Origin of the sequence: Geotalea daltonii FRC-32, from assembly GCF_000022265.1 — a bacterium.
Taxonomy (GTDB): domain Bacteria; phylum Desulfobacterota; class Desulfuromonadia; order Geobacterales; family Geobacteraceae; genus Geotalea; species Geotalea daltonii.
Genome location: NC_011979.1, coordinates 2328404 through 2343726, shown reverse-complemented (window position 1 = coordinate 2343726; position 15323 = coordinate 2328404). Strand labels below are relative to the sequence as shown.

Annotated in this window: 14 protein-coding genes; all 14 read right to left on the bottom strand. The window is 54.4% G+C overall.

Features of this window, described 5'->3' with window-relative positions; all coding sequences use genetic code 11:
* Positions 1-128 precede the first annotated feature (128 nt).
* Positions 129-1391 carry an ABC transporter permease gene (locus GEOB_RS10495; protein ID WP_230198927.1) on the bottom strand — a complete coding sequence of 421 codons (1263 nt, stop codon included), beginning with the start codon at positions 1389-1391 and terminating at the stop codon, positions 129-131.
* Positions 1360-2058 carry an ABC transporter ATP-binding protein gene (locus tag GEOB_RS10490; protein ID WP_012647193.1) on the bottom strand — a complete coding sequence of 233 codons (699 nt, stop codon included), beginning with the start codon at positions 2056-2058 and terminating at the stop codon, positions 1360-1362. The genes GEOB_RS10495 and GEOB_RS10490 overlap by 32 nt, the downstream gene beginning before the upstream one ends.
* A 43-nt stretch (positions 2059-2101) precedes the next feature.
* Positions 2102-3295 (bottom strand): efflux RND transporter periplasmic adaptor subunit, encoded by a 1194-nt coding sequence (locus tag GEOB_RS10485; protein ID WP_012647192.1) that lies wholly within the window; start codon positions 3293-3295, stop codon positions 2102-2104.
* A gap of 33 nt (positions 3296-3328) precedes the next feature.
* Positions 3329-3499, bottom strand: coding sequence for a Trm112 family protein (locus tag GEOB_RS19770; RefSeq protein WP_012647191.1), 171 nt, complete (start codon positions 3497-3499; stop codon positions 3329-3331).
* Positions 3500-3505: 6 nt separating this feature from the next.
* Positions 3506-4588: a tetraacyldisaccharide 4'-kinase gene (gene lpxK, locus GEOB_RS10480; protein WP_012647190.1), complete on the bottom strand. Its 1083-nt coding sequence runs from the start codon at positions 4586-4588 to the stop codon at positions 3506-3508.
* A 93-nt stretch (positions 4589-4681) separates the two neighbouring features.
* Positions 4682-5974 (bottom strand): 3-deoxy-D-manno-octulosonic acid transferase, encoded by a 1293-nt coding sequence (locus GEOB_RS10475; RefSeq protein WP_012647189.1) that lies wholly within the window; start codon positions 5972-5974, stop codon positions 4682-4684.
* Between the two features lie 90 nt (positions 5975-6064).
* Positions 6065-6970, bottom strand: a complete 906-nt coding sequence (locus GEOB_RS10470) for a lysophospholipid acyltransferase family protein (RefSeq protein WP_012647188.1) — start codon at positions 6968-6970, stop codon at positions 6065-6067.
* 76 nt (positions 6971-7046) lie between these two features.
* The gene (gene msbA, locus GEOB_RS10465) at positions 7047-8765 is read right to left on the bottom strand and encodes a lipid A export permease/ATP-binding protein MsbA (RefSeq protein ID WP_012647187.1); all 1719 of its coding nucleotides are present in this window, start codon (positions 8763-8765) and stop codon (positions 7047-7049) included.
* Complete coding sequence (gene lpxB, locus GEOB_RS10460) at positions 8762-9895, bottom strand: lipid-A-disaccharide synthase (protein ID WP_041267129.1); 1134 nt, start codon at positions 9893-9895, stop codon at positions 8762-8764. The genes msbA and lpxB overlap by 4 nt, the downstream gene beginning before the upstream one ends.
* 117 nt (positions 9896-10012) lie before the next feature.
* Positions 10013-10789 (bottom strand): acyl-ACP--UDP-N-acetylglucosamine O-acyltransferase, encoded by a 777-nt coding sequence (gene lpxA / locus GEOB_RS10455; protein WP_012647185.1) that lies wholly within the window; start codon positions 10787-10789, stop codon positions 10013-10015.
* A 15-nt stretch (positions 10790-10804) separates the two neighbouring features.
* On the bottom strand, positions 10805-11245 hold the full coding sequence (gene fabZ / locus GEOB_RS10450) for a 3-hydroxyacyl-ACP dehydratase FabZ (RefSeq protein WP_012647184.1): 441 nt from the start codon (positions 11243-11245) through the stop codon (positions 10805-10807).
* 36 nt (positions 11246-11281) lie between these two features.
* Positions 11282-12328 (bottom strand): UDP-3-O-(3-hydroxymyristoyl)glucosamine N-acyltransferase, encoded by a 1047-nt coding sequence (gene lpxD / locus GEOB_RS10445; RefSeq protein WP_012647183.1) that lies wholly within the window; start codon positions 12326-12328, stop codon positions 11282-11284.
* A gap of 141 nt (positions 12329-12469) precedes the next feature.
* Positions 12470-12994, bottom strand: a complete 525-nt coding sequence (locus tag GEOB_RS10440; protein ID WP_012647182.1) for an OmpH family outer membrane protein — start codon at positions 12992-12994, stop codon at positions 12470-12472.
* 22 nt (positions 12995-13016) lie between these two features.
* The gene (gene bamA / locus GEOB_RS10435) at positions 13017-15317 is read right to left on the bottom strand and encodes an outer membrane protein assembly factor BamA (protein ID WP_012647181.1); all 2301 of its coding nucleotides are present in this window, start codon (positions 15315-15317) and stop codon (positions 13017-13019) included.
* Positions 15318-15323: the final 6 nt, after the last annotated feature.

The window sequence follows — 15323 nt, the reverse complement described above, 5'->3', positions numbered from 1 at the left end:
AGCAACTTCGGGTTCAAGTTAATCAGTGAACCCATCGGCTCAAACGTCGCATTTTTCCACATTTCACAGGTAATTGCAAGACGAAGGTGCAGGATTTGGGAGGGAAATTCTGTCAGATTCCAGGCCTTTTACTCGTAACGCAATGCGTCGATGGGATTGAGGGCAGCCGCTTTTTTTGCCGGGTAAAAACCGAAAAAAATACCCACTGCAGCAGAAAAGAAGACAGCCAGGGCAATCGCCTGGAAGGAAACGAGAGTGGGCCACCCCACCAGCTTGGAAACTGCCGTTGCTCCGCCGACTCCAAGGGCGATGCCGATAACGCCGCCAAAAAAGGTCAGCAGGACAGCCTCGGTGAGGAACTGGAGCAGGATGTCCCGCTGCTTGGCACCGATGGCCATCCTGATGCCGATTTCCCGGGTCCGCTCCGTCACCGACACCAGCATGATGTTCATGATGCCGATGCCGCCGACGATCAGGGAAATTGAAGCTACGGCTCCTAGGAGAATGGACATGGTCTGGGATGATGATGACGCCACGGAAAGGAGCTCTGTCAGGTTACGGACGGTAAAATCGTTTTCCTTGTTGGGACCGATGTGATGGCGCTGTTTGAGAAGTGCAGTCACCTCCTCTTCTGCCCGTGAAAGATCTTCGCTGCCAGTGGCCCGGATCAGGATCGAGTTTACGGCATTGGGAAATGGGCTGCCGAATAATTTGCGCTGGGCGGTGCGGATGGGAATATTGACCACATCATCCTGGTCCGTTCCTTGGGGGGACTGTCCCTTCTTTTCCAGCAGGCCGACCACCAGGAAGGGGACCTTCTTGATGCGAATGACCTTGCCGACGGGATCGACGGAACCGAACAGATTATCGGCGATGGTCTGGCCGATAATGCAGTTCTTGGTCATGCCGTCCACATCCGATTGGGTAAAATTGCGGCCCGCGGCGATCGGCCATTCCCTGACCGTCAGAAAATCTGCAGTTATCCCCATTATCACCGTTGACCAGTTCTGATTGGCATAGACCACCTGCCCGCCGCCGCGGGTGGTTGGTGCAGCTTCCTCCACCGAGGGACATTCAGCTCTTATGGCCCTGGCGTCGTCATAGGTCAGGGTGGGAGCGGCTCCTGAGCCGACGCGTACCCCGGCAGTGGTTGTGGATCCGGGTATGATCAGAATAAGGTTGCTGCCCATGCTGGCGATTTGTTCGGAAATTTTCTTCTGGGCTCCGGTACCGATGGCCACCATGGCTATTACCGAGGCAATGCCGATGATGATGCCGAGCATGGTGAGAAAGGAGCGCATCTTGTTGACCCGGAGCGCCCTCAAGGCTATTTTGAACGACTGCCAGAACTCCATATGTCTATACCTTGAGCTGTTGATTCGGCCGGTCATCGATGATCTGCCCATCGCGGAACGTGAGCTGCCTCTTTGCATGGGCGGCGATATCGGGCTCGTGGGTCACCATGATGATGGTTATACCCTGCAGGTTCAGTTCCTGGAAAAGCCCCATAATCTCTTCACTGGTCCTGCTGTCCAGGTTGCCGGTCGGTTCATCGGCCAGAATGATTGCCGGGTCGGTTACCAGTGCCCGGGCGATGGCAACCCGCTGCTGCTGTCCGCCGGACATCTGGTTGCTGAAATGGTTCGACCGTTCCGCCAAACCTACCTGGTCAAGCGCCGCCAGGGCTCTTTCCTTTCTGGCTGCTGCCGGACACCTGGCATAAACCAGCGGCAATTCAACATTTTCCCGGGCAGTGGTACGCGATAACAGGTTGAATCCCTGGAAAACAAAGCCCAGCTTCCTGTTCCTGATCTCGGCCAGATCGTTTCCGGAGAGCTTGCCGATGCTTATTCCATCCAGCAGATATTCGCCGGAGGTAGGGACATCAAGGCAGCCGAGGATATTCATGCAGGTGGATTTTCCGCTGCCGGAAGCCCCCATGATAGCGACGAATTCGCCCTGAACGACGGTCAGGGAAACACCCTTGAGCGCCTCTACCCGCTGTTCGCCGACACTGTATATCTTGGTCACATTGCTGACCTTGACCACATCGTTCATATCTTGGAAAGAACCTTTGGGAACCTGTGGATAACAGTTGCCATCACATGGGCATCGAGCCGGCGCCCCCGTTCGCTTTCTTCTTTGTCGAAACTTGCTCGATTATCACCTCATCGTTCTCCTTGAGGTTGCCTTGCACCAGCTCCACATGGCCGGAATTACCGATACCTGTCACGACAGAAACCGGCACCGGCTCTTTTTCAGGGCCAAGGACATATACCACCGGGCCGCCTTCTCTTTTCTTTTTGCCCGCACCCTTTCCGTCAGGCTTTCCTTTGGCCTCTTTTGCAGATTTAGGCTTGAAACGAAGGGCGGCAGAAGGAATTTTCAATACATCATCCTTGCGCGCCGTCTCGATGGTAACATTGGCAGTCATTCCAGGTTTCAGCTTGAGTTCCTTGTTGTCCACACCGATCACCACCGTGTAGGTGACGACATTCTGGTTGATGATCGGCGCATTCCGGATCTGGGTAACCTTGCCGGGAAAATTGTTCTTGGGGTAGGAATCAACGGTGAAGGTTACCGGCTGACCGACCATGACCCTGCTGATATCGGCCTCGTCGACACTGGTGTCGATCTTCATATTTGTAAGATCCTGGGCGATGGTGAACAGGGTGGGTGTCTGGAACGAGGCGGCAACAGTCTGGCCCACATCCACGTTGCGGGAAACGACGATTCCATCCACAGGCGAGGTAATGGTGGCATATTTCAGGTTCGTTTGGGCTTGGCTGTAAGATCCGCGGGTCTGGGAAATGCTGCCCTCGGCAGCCTTTACTGCTGCCAGGGCCTGCTTATATCTGGTATCGGCCGTGTCGAATTCACTCTGGGCCAGGATGCCATCCTTGATCAACTGGCGGTTACGCTCCAGAGCCCTCCTGGCGTCCACCATTTCGGCCTTTGCTCTGTCAAGATTAGCCTGGGCGCTGATGTAGTTGCCCCTGGATTCTTCGACTCTGGCACTGAAGAGGGCAGGATCTATCTGGGCGATGGCCTGCCCCTTCTTCACCGGCGAGTTGAAGTCGACAAAAAGTCTGCTGATGGTACCGGAAACCTGGGTACCCACTTGCACCGTAACAACTGCGGCAAGGGTGCCGGTTGCCGATACATTGGAGACGATCGATCCTTTCTCGACCTTTGCCAGGCGATAGTCGGATGCCGGTGGTTTCCTGGGTATGAAGACAGCCGCCAGAACCGCAAGGGCTAAAACAACCACGACCGCAATAATCTTTGTTTTCATGTACTTCCTTCAATAATTCAATTGTTTCAGCCGTTAATCCAGCTTCTCCGCCTCGTCCACCAGCATCACCGGTATGCCGTCACGAACGGGATACCTGAGGCGGCAAGCTTCGCAGACCAGGCCGGAACCGTCGGCCAAAAGAACAAGCTCACCCTTGCAGTTCGGACAGGCGAGAATACTGAGCAGCTCTTGGGAAATTGTCATCAAAATTTACCTCCTGAAGAGGGTGTCCAGCTGAGCTTCCAAAATTTGGGGGTCGGAAAAACGCAGCTCCAGCGGAGTCACATAAACGTTTCCCAGCCTGGAGATATGGGAATGGAGTTTGACGGCATCTTTTTCGGTCGTTATGAGATATTCGGAGCGGGAAGCAGCCACAAGCCGGGAAAGGGCGGCGATTTCCTCCTCCCCGTAACCCGAGTGATCGGGAAAGGCCAGTGTGGCCACCGGATGGTTCCCACTTTTTTCCAGAGAATCGAAAAAGGCGGCCGGATCGGCAATGCCGGCGAAGGCCACCCCCCTTTTCCCATCCAGGTCGCTGAACGGGCGCAGAGCTCCTCCCGCCAGGGGCACATACCCCGAAAGTTCATGGCTTGAACGGCAAACCGGTTCATCCGTGGCAAAGGGTAACCTTACTTCGTTTCCTGTGCATCGGGTAAGAACAATAAGGTCGGCGCGCCTGTGGGCTGATGCCGGTTCCCGCAAAAGCCCTGCCGGAAAGGTCCTGCCGTTGACCAACGGCCTCTCGCAATCCATGAGCAGGATGTTCAGGTCCCGATGCAACCCCATGTGCTGAAAACCGTCGTCGAGGATGTAGGCATCGGGATTGCAACGCTCCCGAGCAAGGAGCCCCGCCTGGTAGCGGTCTGCGCCAACGACAACGATAATTCCGGGGATGGACCGGGCGAGCAGCAGCGGCTCGTCACCGGCCTCTTCGGCTGTTGCATGGAGGGCCACACCATCGGAGACAAGATGAACGGCCCCGGCAAAGGCACCGCCGTAACCACGGGAAAGCACCGCTACCCGCTTGCCCTGTGCCATCAGCCGGCGTGCCAGCCATGCAACCGTGGGAGTCTTGCCGGTCCCTCCTGCAACCAGGTTGCCGACAGCTATGACCGGCCGGTCCAGCCGCCGCACCGGCAACAATCCCGCTGCATAAGCAATAGCCCTCAGGCGCATGACAAGGGCATAAACAAAGGAGCAGCCGATGAGAAACGCAAGCAGGCATCGGTCAGCGAAGCCCCTTTTTCTCCCCTCCACCAACTCCTTGTAATATCTTTCCAGATCGTTTTTCATGTTCTATGTTTGAAGTTCTATGTTTGAGGTTCTATGTTCTATGTTCGAAGTTCGAAGTTTTAACCTCACTCCTCACTCCTCACCAATCACCAATCACCAATCACAGGTCTCTTGAATGACCGCACAATGCAGGTCTGCAGACCCGCTGTTTTCCGCAATGAGCTTGGCTCCGCAGGTTCCCATCTGCCGCCGCCGGTCATTGTCTTTCAGCAGGGCCTGCAGCTGCGCGGCAAGCTCATCTCCGTCAGCCACCCGGATGCCGGCACGGCCGGCCAGCACCAGTGCCGATATTTCCCGAAAGTTGTCCATGTGGGGGCCGAAGATGACCGGTACACTTAAGGCGGCAGGTTCAAGGACGTTATGCCCACCCGTCGGCACCAGACTCCCCCCCACAAAGACCACATCGGACACGGCATAAAGGTTCAGCAGCTCGCCGATCGTGTCCACCAGCAGGACCTCGCCCGCGGCAAGGGCACCCTCGTTTTCATGGAGAGCTGAACGGAAGCGATAAGAAATCCCTGCGGCAGCCAGAAGCCCGGCCACCTGCCTGGCTCGCTCAGGATGGCGAGGAGCCAGCACCATAATTACCCCATTGTCCACTGTCTTTGCAGCCTTGTAAGCGGCGATCACAGCCGCTTCCTCCCCTTCATGGGTGCTGCCGGCGGTAAAAACAAGGACATCGCCGGGCAGACAGTAGCGAGCTTTTATTTGCTCACGCTCGGGCACTGAATGGGTTGGTACGGAAATATCGTATTTCAGGTTCCGGGTCACCTGCACCTGGGCGGGCAGCGCACCGACGGCTTGGATGCGGCGGGCGTCCTCGCCGCTTTGCATGCAGATGGCGCTCAGCAGCCTCAAAACCGGGCCGAAGAACCAGGAAAGCTTCAAATAGCGCCGGAAGGACCGGTCGGAAATGCGCCCGTTGACCAGCACTACCGGGATATGGAGAGCCCGGGCCTTGCGGATGAAATTGGGCCAGATCTCCGTCTCCATGATGAGCACCAGTGAGGGCCTGACCCTGTTCAGCGCCCTGGCCACGGCAAATGGATAATCGAAGGGAAAATAAATGCAGAGATCGACGCCGGCTATCTTCTGGGCAACTTCCCGCCCCGTTTCGGTAACGTTGGAAACGACAATTTTCTTCCGGGGATAGCGTTGACGCAGCGCCTTCACCAGCGGCACCGCGGCGATCGTTTCCCCGACCGAAACCGCATGCAGCCAGATCACCTCGCTACCGGCAAGTGTCTTAAGTTCGGAGGCCGGGATAAAGCCGAAACGTTCTGTGAATGCCGTTTTTCTGCCACGGGAAATGGAGCGGTAGAGGTGGTAGGATACGACAAAGGGGATGGATATAACGGCCAGCAGGTTATAAAGGAAAATGATCATGGATATCTCAGGCAGCCCTCTCTCTATCTCTCCCCCTCTGGGGGAGAGTACTCCTTGCCCTCTCCCCCTGGGAGAGGGCAAGGGTGAGGGTTAGGGAACTCTCTTCCAGCGGTTATGTATCCAGTACCATTGATCGGGATACCTGACGATGTAATCCTCGAGCACGGACAAAAGAGCCGCCGTGTCAGCCCGGACACCGTCATCACCTTCCTGCGCCAGGTCAGGCTCAATCTCAGGATAGAACTGTACCACGTGGCTGTCCCCTTCCCGGTGGACGAATGCCGGAATCAGAGGGACTCCGGTTTTGCGGGATATGATGGTGGGTAGTTTCGTTGTCCAGCAGTTGCGTCCAAGGAATTTCACCAGCACCCCTTCATTGGACATAACAGCCTGATCCACGAGGACACCGACAATATTGTTCTTCCTGAACTCGGCGATCATCGGCTTCAGTGCCCCATGCTTGTAAATGACCCTGTTCCCATAACCGCTGCGGATTTTTTCCAGCACATTGTTAAGGTAGGCATTATCCTGACGTCTGGCTACCACTGACAGCTCCTTGATCCGAACCCCGAATGATAACGCCATGACCTCCCAGTTGCCGCAATGGGCGGTAATAAAGGCAATTCCCTTATTCTTAGCCAGGGCGTTCTCGTAATGTTCAAGCCCTCTGAACTGAACGGCACTAATGATGTGGCTGCCGCGGCCGTGGTATATTTTGCAATCCTCCACCAGGGACCTGCCAAGATTTTCGAAGGTTCTCCTGGCAATTGCCTGAGCTGTACCGTGGGCAGGGTTCCACCCTTCACATCCCTGAAGAAAAGGAAGCGTAGCGGTGATATTGTCAATGGCAATTTTCCGGCGCCGCTTCAGCAGATTGAAAAGCAGGCGTCCCAGCATTTGCCCCAGGAAAATGGCAATCCTGTTCGGGATCAGGGAAATGACAAAAGAAAACAGGATAAAGATCGCTGTTTCCAGGCGCCACTGCAGCTTTCTCATTGTCCCCGCCTCACTCCTCACTCCTCACTCCTCACTCCTCACCAATCACCAATCACCAATCACCAATCACCGTTTCTCAGTCCTGAAACTGCATTTCATAAAGCTTCGAGTAGAGGCCGCCAAGGGCCAGCAGGGCTTCATGGTTGCCGGATTCGACAATTTCACCCTTGTCCAGAACTACGATTTTGCCGGCATGGAGAATGGTGGAAAGACGATGGGCGATGACGAAGGTAGTGCGGTTGGCCATCAGGTTATTGAGGGCATTCTGCACCATCTGCTCGCTCTCGGTATCAAGGGCACTGGTCGCCTCGTCCAGGATGAGAATCGGTGCATCCTTGAGAATAGCCCGGGCAATGCAGATCCGTTGGCGCTGCCCCCCGGACAACCTGACCCCCCGGTCGCCGATGCCGGTTTCATATCCCATGGGCATATCCATGATGAAATCATGGGCGAAGGCAGCTCTGGCAGCGGCCTCCACCTGGGCGTCGGTGGCGTCGGTCATCCCGTAACGGATATTGTTGGCCAGGGTGTCATTGAACAGGATCGTCTCCTGGTCGACCAGGGCGATCTGCCTGAGCACACTCTTCAGCTTGAATTGCCGGATATCTTTGCCGTCCATGAGGACAGCCCCCTCGGTCGGATCGTAAAAACGGGAAATCAGGGAGACCAGGGTAGTCTTACCTCCGCCGGACGGGCCGACAAAGGCTACCACTTCCCCCTTGCGCGCCTCAAGGTTGACATTTCTCAACACGTAATCGTCGTTATACCGAAAGGAAACTCCTTGTAACGCCACATTGCCGCTAACCCTCTCCAGTTCAACCGCATCCGGACGATCCACTATTTCAGGCTTCTCATCGATGATTTCGAAGACCCGTTCAGCAGCCCCAAGTGAACGCTGCATTGCATTGTACGCATTGATCAATCTCTTGATCGGCGTATATACCAGAACCATCGCCGTAATGAATGAGAAGAACTCAGGGGCGCTCATCCTCCCCTGCATGACGTCGTTGCCGCCGATCCAGATGACGGCGGCAATGCCCAAAGAGGTTATAATCTCCATGATCGGCGCAGACAGCGCCTCGTATTTAATATTCTTGCGAGTAAAAAAGTAGAATTGGCGGTTTATGGCGAAAAATTTCTGTATTTCCCGTTCTTCCAGGCCAAACGCCTTGATCACCTTGATGCCGGAGAAGGTCTCCTGTAGAACGCTGGCTATCTCACCCATCTTTTCCTGACCATGCTTGGCCAGATTCTTGATGCGCCGGCCAATCTTTTGCGCCGGCAGCACCGTAAGAGGAATGACGATGAAGGTAATTAGGGCCAGCTTCCAGTTGCGGTAAAAAATGACCGTCAGGAGCGAGACGGCGGAAAACCCATCGCGGAAGAGGCCGGTGATGATATTGCCGACTGCTTCCTGCATCATGCTCACGTCATTGAGGACCCGCGACATCAGAACTCCGGTCGGGTTGCGGTTGAAGAATCCAAGGCCAAGTCCCATGTTGCGCTGGTAAATCTGATTGCGCACATCCTGGACTGCCAGTTGGCCTGCAGTGCGCATGAAGTAGTCATTGGTAAAACGGCAGGCGCCGCGCAAGGCAAAGAGGAAAATAATGGCAACGGGCAACAGGGTGAAAATGAACATGTCCTTGCCGGCAAATATCTTTTTCAAGGTCGGTTCGACCAGGTAGGCAAAGGCACCGTCCATGGCCCCGACACCTATGGAGGCCACTGCGGCTATCAGAATCCGCCACCAGTGACGGCGGCTATAGGAAACAATGCGGCTGAATAAACTCATGTCTTTTCATTCTCTCTCATCAAGCTCAGCGCCAGCTGCGCCACCCGGTGCAGAGCCCCGCCACTGCCGAGTTTTGCCGGAACCGCTGCTAGGCTCTTGCGGATTTTAATTGCGTATTCTGTATCTTCCAGTATGGCAGTAATTTCAGCTGCAATTTTCTCCGGCTCGGCGTCGTGCTGAATCAGCTCCTTGACCGCACGCTCCCCGGCAACTATGTTGCAGATACCGATATGATCAACCTTGATCAGGCGCTTGCCCACCGCATAGGTGAAGGGCGACACCTTGTATATGATCACCATGGGCACGCCGAGAATGGCTATCTCCATGGTTACCGTTCCCGAAACGGTGATGATGGCATCACAGACCTGTATCACATCATGGGTGGCATTTTCCACCACCTTTATCTCAAGCCCACTGGCATCCAATGACGGCTGGAGCTCTTCCCTCTTCAGGCTTGATGCCAGGGGCAGGACGAATTCAATGTCGGGGTGACGATCCTTGAGCAGGCGCGCTGACTGAAGGATCACCGGAAACAGACTTTTTATTTCACCGCGCCGGCTGCCCGGAAAGAGGCCGATCACCCTCCGCCCATCGGCCAGACCGAATTTGGTCGTTGCCTCAGCCTTCGTCATGGTGGGACGGACCATATCCAGCAGTGGGTGCCCGACGAAGGTAACCGGCACCTGCTCCCTTTCGTAGTATGGCACCTCAAAGGGAAACAGCACCGCCATTTGATCTATCACGCGGCCTATTTTCTTCACCCGCCCGGCCCGCCATGCCCAGACCTGTGGACTGATGAAGTAAAGAACCTTCACACCGGCCTTTTTGGCAACCTTGGCCAGGCGCAGGTTAAAATCGGGGTAATCGATAAGGATGAGGAGGTCCGGCGGATCCGAATGCAGGATGTTTTTGAGCGTGTTGAAGGCCTTGACGATAACCGGAAAATGGGCAATCACCTCTACCAGTCCGACCACAGCCATTTCGTTGGCGTCGACCACTGTCTCGACACCGGCAGCACGCATTCCCGGTCCGCCCATGCCGATAAACGCGGTTTTAAAATCAAGAGCGGAGATTTCTCTTGCGAGCACGGCTCCGTACATGTCGCCGGATGCCTCGCCGGCAGATATCATTATTTTTCTTGCACCTTGAACCAAAGATAATTCCCGGAAAAAAATTACGTCAAAAATTGGCGAAGGCGACGATAACAACCGTCACCTTCGGATAAACGTGGATACAATGAGTTAAAATCAGCGGCAGATACCCCTCTGGGCCGATTCGATGAAGGTGATGAAATGCTCCATTTCGGGGGAGGAAGGAATCTCAGTCTTGATCTTTTCGATGGCGTCTTTCAGTTTCATGTCTGACAAAGCAAGGATCTTGTATGCCTTCTTCAGGGCCGAAACGACCTCATCGCTGACGTTGTGCCGCTTCAGTCCCACCAGGTTAAGCCCCCGCAACCGGGCATCCCGCCGGTCTCCGGTGGCAATCGTGTAAGGGGGAATATCCATGCCGACCAGGGTGCCGCCACCGATCATGGCATGGGCGCCAATCCGGGTAAACTGATGTATGGCGCACAACCCTCCCAGGATGGCGTAATCTTCCACTGTCACGTGGCCGGCCAGGGTTGCCGCATTGGCCATGACCACACCATTTCTCACATGGCAGTCATGGGCCACATGGGAATAGGCCATGAAGAGGTTGCCATTGCCTACCGTTGTCTCACCGTCTCCGGTTACCGTTCCCAGATGCAGGGTGGCGAATTCGCGTATTATATTGCGGTCGCCGATCTTCAGATAGGTCTCTTCTCCCTTGTATTTGAGATCCTGGGGCACAGCACCGACGGACGCCAGGTGAAAAATCTGGTTGTATTCGCCGATAGTAGTCCAGCCGTCGATAACTGCATGGGCGCCTACCTTCGTTCCCCGGCCTATCTTCACGTGCTCTCCGATAATGGCATAGGGTCCTATTTCAACATCAGCGGCAAGCTCTGCCCCGGAGTGTATCACTGCAGTCGAATGTATCATTTTTTTCTCCGGCCTTCAGTTTGATTTTTCGGCAAAGGTTGCTTTCAGTTCAGCTTCCGTGGCGAGAACGTCGCCAACAAAAGCCTTTCCGGCAACACTCCAGATGCCACGGCGATGGAAGATGGTTTCAATCTCGATCCGCAACTGGTCCCCGGGAAACACCGGCTTTCTGAACTTGGCGCTGTCGATGGACATGAAATAGCTGACCTTTTTCCGCGTTTCCTCATCGGAAGCCAGGTAAGCCATGATTCCGGCAACCTGGGCCATGGCTTCAACTATGAGCACACCCGGCATAACCGGGTGACCGGGGAAGTGGCCCTGGAAAAAGGGCTCATTGATTGTCACGTTTTTCAGTCCGACGATGCGCTTGGCCGGTTCCATCTCAACTATCCTGTCCACCAGGAGAAAGGGGTAGCGATGGGGCAATATCTTCATGATTTCATTGATGTCCATCATAACAGGCTCCTTAACGAGGCAATTAAAACAGTACTATCATTTAACTTTTTCATCCGCCTTGAGCTTCTCTTCCAGCTCCTGGACCCGTTTTTCCAGAGAGGCCAAAGTTTTCCGGTGTTCTGGCAGCCGGGGGAAGACGCTCGATGCCTTGAGCCAGTCCCGGTGGGCAAAAGCCGGTATGCCGCTGACTATCTGGTTAGCCGGAATGTTGCCCGGCACCCCCGATTTGGCTCCGACCATGACATTGTCGCCGATCTGGATATGCCCTGCGACCCCGACCTGTCCTCCCATGGTCACGTGGTTGCCGACCTTTGTGCTGCCGGAAATCCCCACCTGGGACACGATCATGCAGTTCTCGCCGATGACGCAGTTGTGGGCGATCTGCACCAGGTTGTCGATTTTGGTCCCGCGACCGATAATGGTCGCCTCAAGCGCTGCCCGGTCGATCACCGCATTTGAACCGATCTCCACATCATCCTCGAGGATGACAATGCCGATCTGCGGAATCTTGTACCAGTCTTTGCCGTCCGGGGCATAGCCGAAACCGTCAGTGCCGATCACCGTGCCGCTGTGAACGGTGACCCGGTTGCCGATCCGGCAGCGCTCACGAACGACCACATTGGCATGGAGAGTGACATCGCTTCCCAGTTCGACCCCGGGATAAAGCACAACGCCGGGATAAAGGGTAACCCGGTCTCCCATTTTGACCCCGTCGGCCACATGGGCTCCGGGATAGATGGAAATGTCCTTGCCCATGGCGACTCCCTGGCCGATGACAGCGCCATCCATTACACCCAGGGCCTTTGGCGGAGCCACGTAGAACAGGGTCAGCAGTTTGGCGAAGGCCAAATAGGGATTGGAAACCTCGATCACATTCCTGCCGTGCCCTGGTGCGCCGGGGGGCAGTATGACAGCAGTAGCCCTGGTAGTGGCAACCTTCTGCGCATATTTGGGATTGGCAAGGAAGGTTATCTGCCCCTCCCCGGCATCGTCAAGGGTGCCCAGACCTCCTACCACGGCATTTTCGTCGCCGATTACCCGTCCACCCAGGTATTCAGCCACTTCCTTCAGTGTTTTTCCCACGTTATCACCTTTCGGTAAACAGAGAGGGGTAAGGAGTTAGGGGTGAGGAGAAAAAAGCAGTTGCCCCTCTTCACTCTTCACTCTTCACTCTTCACTCTTCACTCTTCACTCTTCACTCTTCACTCTTCACCCTTCACGGCATTATTTTTTCTTGCTGTCATTGAAGAGTTTCAGGATCTGGTCGGTAAGGTCAGCCTTGTCATCCAGGTAAATCATGGTCTCATTCCTGACGAAGATGACCGTGTAGCCGTTCTTGCGGGCAAAATCCTGGGTGACCCTGACGACCTCGTCGACTATGCGATTGGTCAGTTCGTCATTCTTGGCCTGCAGATCATCCTGGGCATCCTTGAGAAAACGCTGATATTCCTTGAGCCGCTGCTGATAGTCACGTTCTTTGCTGCTCCGGGCCGACTCGGAAAGCAGAACGCTCTGTTTTTCCAGGTCGGTCTTCAGTTTTTTCAGCTCCTCATCCTTGGCGTTCTTCTCTGCTTCGTACTTGTTGGCCTTCTGGGCAAGTTGTTCCTTTGCTTCTTTGCCCGAATTGGACAGGAGGAGCACCTTCTGAACATCGACCGAACCGATTTTGGCCCCGTCAGCAGCAAAAGCAGCCGAGGTGATGCCCAGCGAAAAGATAGAGACTGCCGCAAGAATAATAATGCTTTTCATCCGTTTCTCCTTATGAACATGGTTAGAAAAAACTTCCTATTGAAAATTCCAGTTTACCGCCAGCACTGTCTACACCAGTACGGGGATTAACGGGTATTCCGTATTCGAGACGCAAGGGGCCGATGGGTGAAAACCAGCGGATGCCGGCGCCATAACTGGTCTGGAAGCGGGTAAATATATCTCCGATACTGCCGTATGAATTCCCGGCATCGAAGAATATTACCCCCTTAAGCCCCGCATCCTTCAAAAGAGGAAACTGATACTCGGCATTGAAAATGAGTTCAGTATCCCCTCCCAGGTACAAATTATCGGAACTGATCGTTCCATCGCTGTTGGTCGTGGACACCAATTTGTAAGGGCTGACAGTTCTGCTGCTATAGCCGCGCAGGGTGTTGATCCCCCCAAGATAGAATTTCTCGTCGATCGGGACTTCTTTCCCCACACTCTGGATGTAGCCGAAGGTGCCACGCAGGGAAAATACACCACCCCAACCGGCAGGGAGATAGAGGGCATTCTCGGTAATATAGCGGGCAAACCGGTTGGTGCCGCCAAGTCCGGCAAATTCAGCGGAAAGGGTATTCATCATTCCACGGGAAGGATCGAGGCGGTAATCGGTGGTGTTGCTGGTCAGACTGGCGGTTATGGAACTGGTGGTGCCGGTTGTTTCGGAGGTGACGGTACCATTTTTGATACTTTCCAGCAGGGATACGGATTCGTCGAAGATCTCCTTCTGCTCATACTTGTAGATCCAGAAAGTGCTCAGGGTGTCGCTCAGGGGATAGCCCCCCTTGATGTCGCCACCGGTAACCCGTCGGGAAAAATCCGTATAGTCCCGTTCGGTGCGATAAATATCAGCACCGACGGTCCATCTGGTGTCAAGGAAATATGGATCGGTCAGTCCCACATTGTAGGTCTGGGTTTTGGCGCCAAGGGAAGCCGAAAGCGTAGCCTTAAGCCCCAAGCCGAGAAAGTTCGCCTCCTGAACGGAGCCCTGACCGATAATCCCGTCAAGGGAACTGTAGCCTGCACCGATACTGAAGGTGCCGGTAGCTTTTTCCTTCACATCCACATTCAGATCAAGCTTGTTATCGGCACTTCCCTTAGCCGTGACCAGGTTGGCCTCTTCGAAAAAACCAAGGTTCATCAAGTTCTGCTTGCTCCGCTTCAAGGGGGTAGATCCGTAGAGATCACCTTCGGCAAATTTCAATTCCCGGCGGATGACCTTGTCGCGGGTCTTGGTGTTGCCGCTGATATTGATGCGGTCGATATATACCTTTTCACCTTTTTCCATATCAAAGGTGATGTCGATGATCTTTGCTTCAGGATTGACCTTGGTCAAAGGAGTTATGTTGGCAAAGGCATAGCCCTTGTCGGCATAGAAATCGGTCAGGGTGAAGACATCAGTTCTCAAGGTGCTGCGGTTGAAAACCTCTCCGCTTTTGATTTTCAGCATCTTGGAGAAAGTCTCCTGGGAGTCCAGCATTTCCCCCTTGAATCCCAACGTTCCCACCTTGTATTGGTCCCCTTCGGTGATGCCGATCAGCACCTCCAGACCGCTCTTGTCCTCCAGAACGCGAACCGCCGGTTCGCCTATCTTGACGTTTATATAGCCTTCGTTGAAATAAAGGTCCGAAATGAGATTGACATCGTTCTTCAGCACCTCTTCCTTATAGGTGCCTGCGCCGGTAAGCCAGGAGAACATCCAACGTTCCGAGGTCTCCATGGCCTTTTTCAGCCTCCTGGCGGAGAAAGCCTTGTTGCCCTCAAAGCGGATGGTCTTGATCAGGACCTTCTTACCCTCGTTTATTTTCAGCATGATCCTGATTTCAGTAGCCGAACGCTTCTCAACGCTGCTGTCTATTTCAGCCAGATAATACCCTTCGTCTGCATAGAGCTTTTTTACCTTCTTGATGCTCTTCGTCAGATCCTTCGGTGTAAAAATCGTGTTCTGCTTGATCTCAAGGGCTTCCTTGATCTTGTCGATGGAAAGTTCCTTGTTGCCTTCGATCTTTACCTCTCGCACCACCGGTTTTTCCGTCACCTGGTAGGTAAGGGTGGCACCGGCGTCACTTTTGTCCAGAATTGCCTTCACGTCTTCGAAATAGCCCAGCTTGTAGATGGCACGGACATCGCTGTCCACCTTATCGGCAAAGAGGGTATCACCCTCCTTCACCTTGATTACCTTCTGTATGGCAGCGGATTCGATCCTGCGATTTCCCTTGATTTGCAGCTGGGAGATTTTTTCCCCATCGGCAAAGGCTGAACCACAGAAGACGGCAATCATTGTCATCAGAAAAAGAAGTCTATTGGCTATCCGTAACAAGCATCC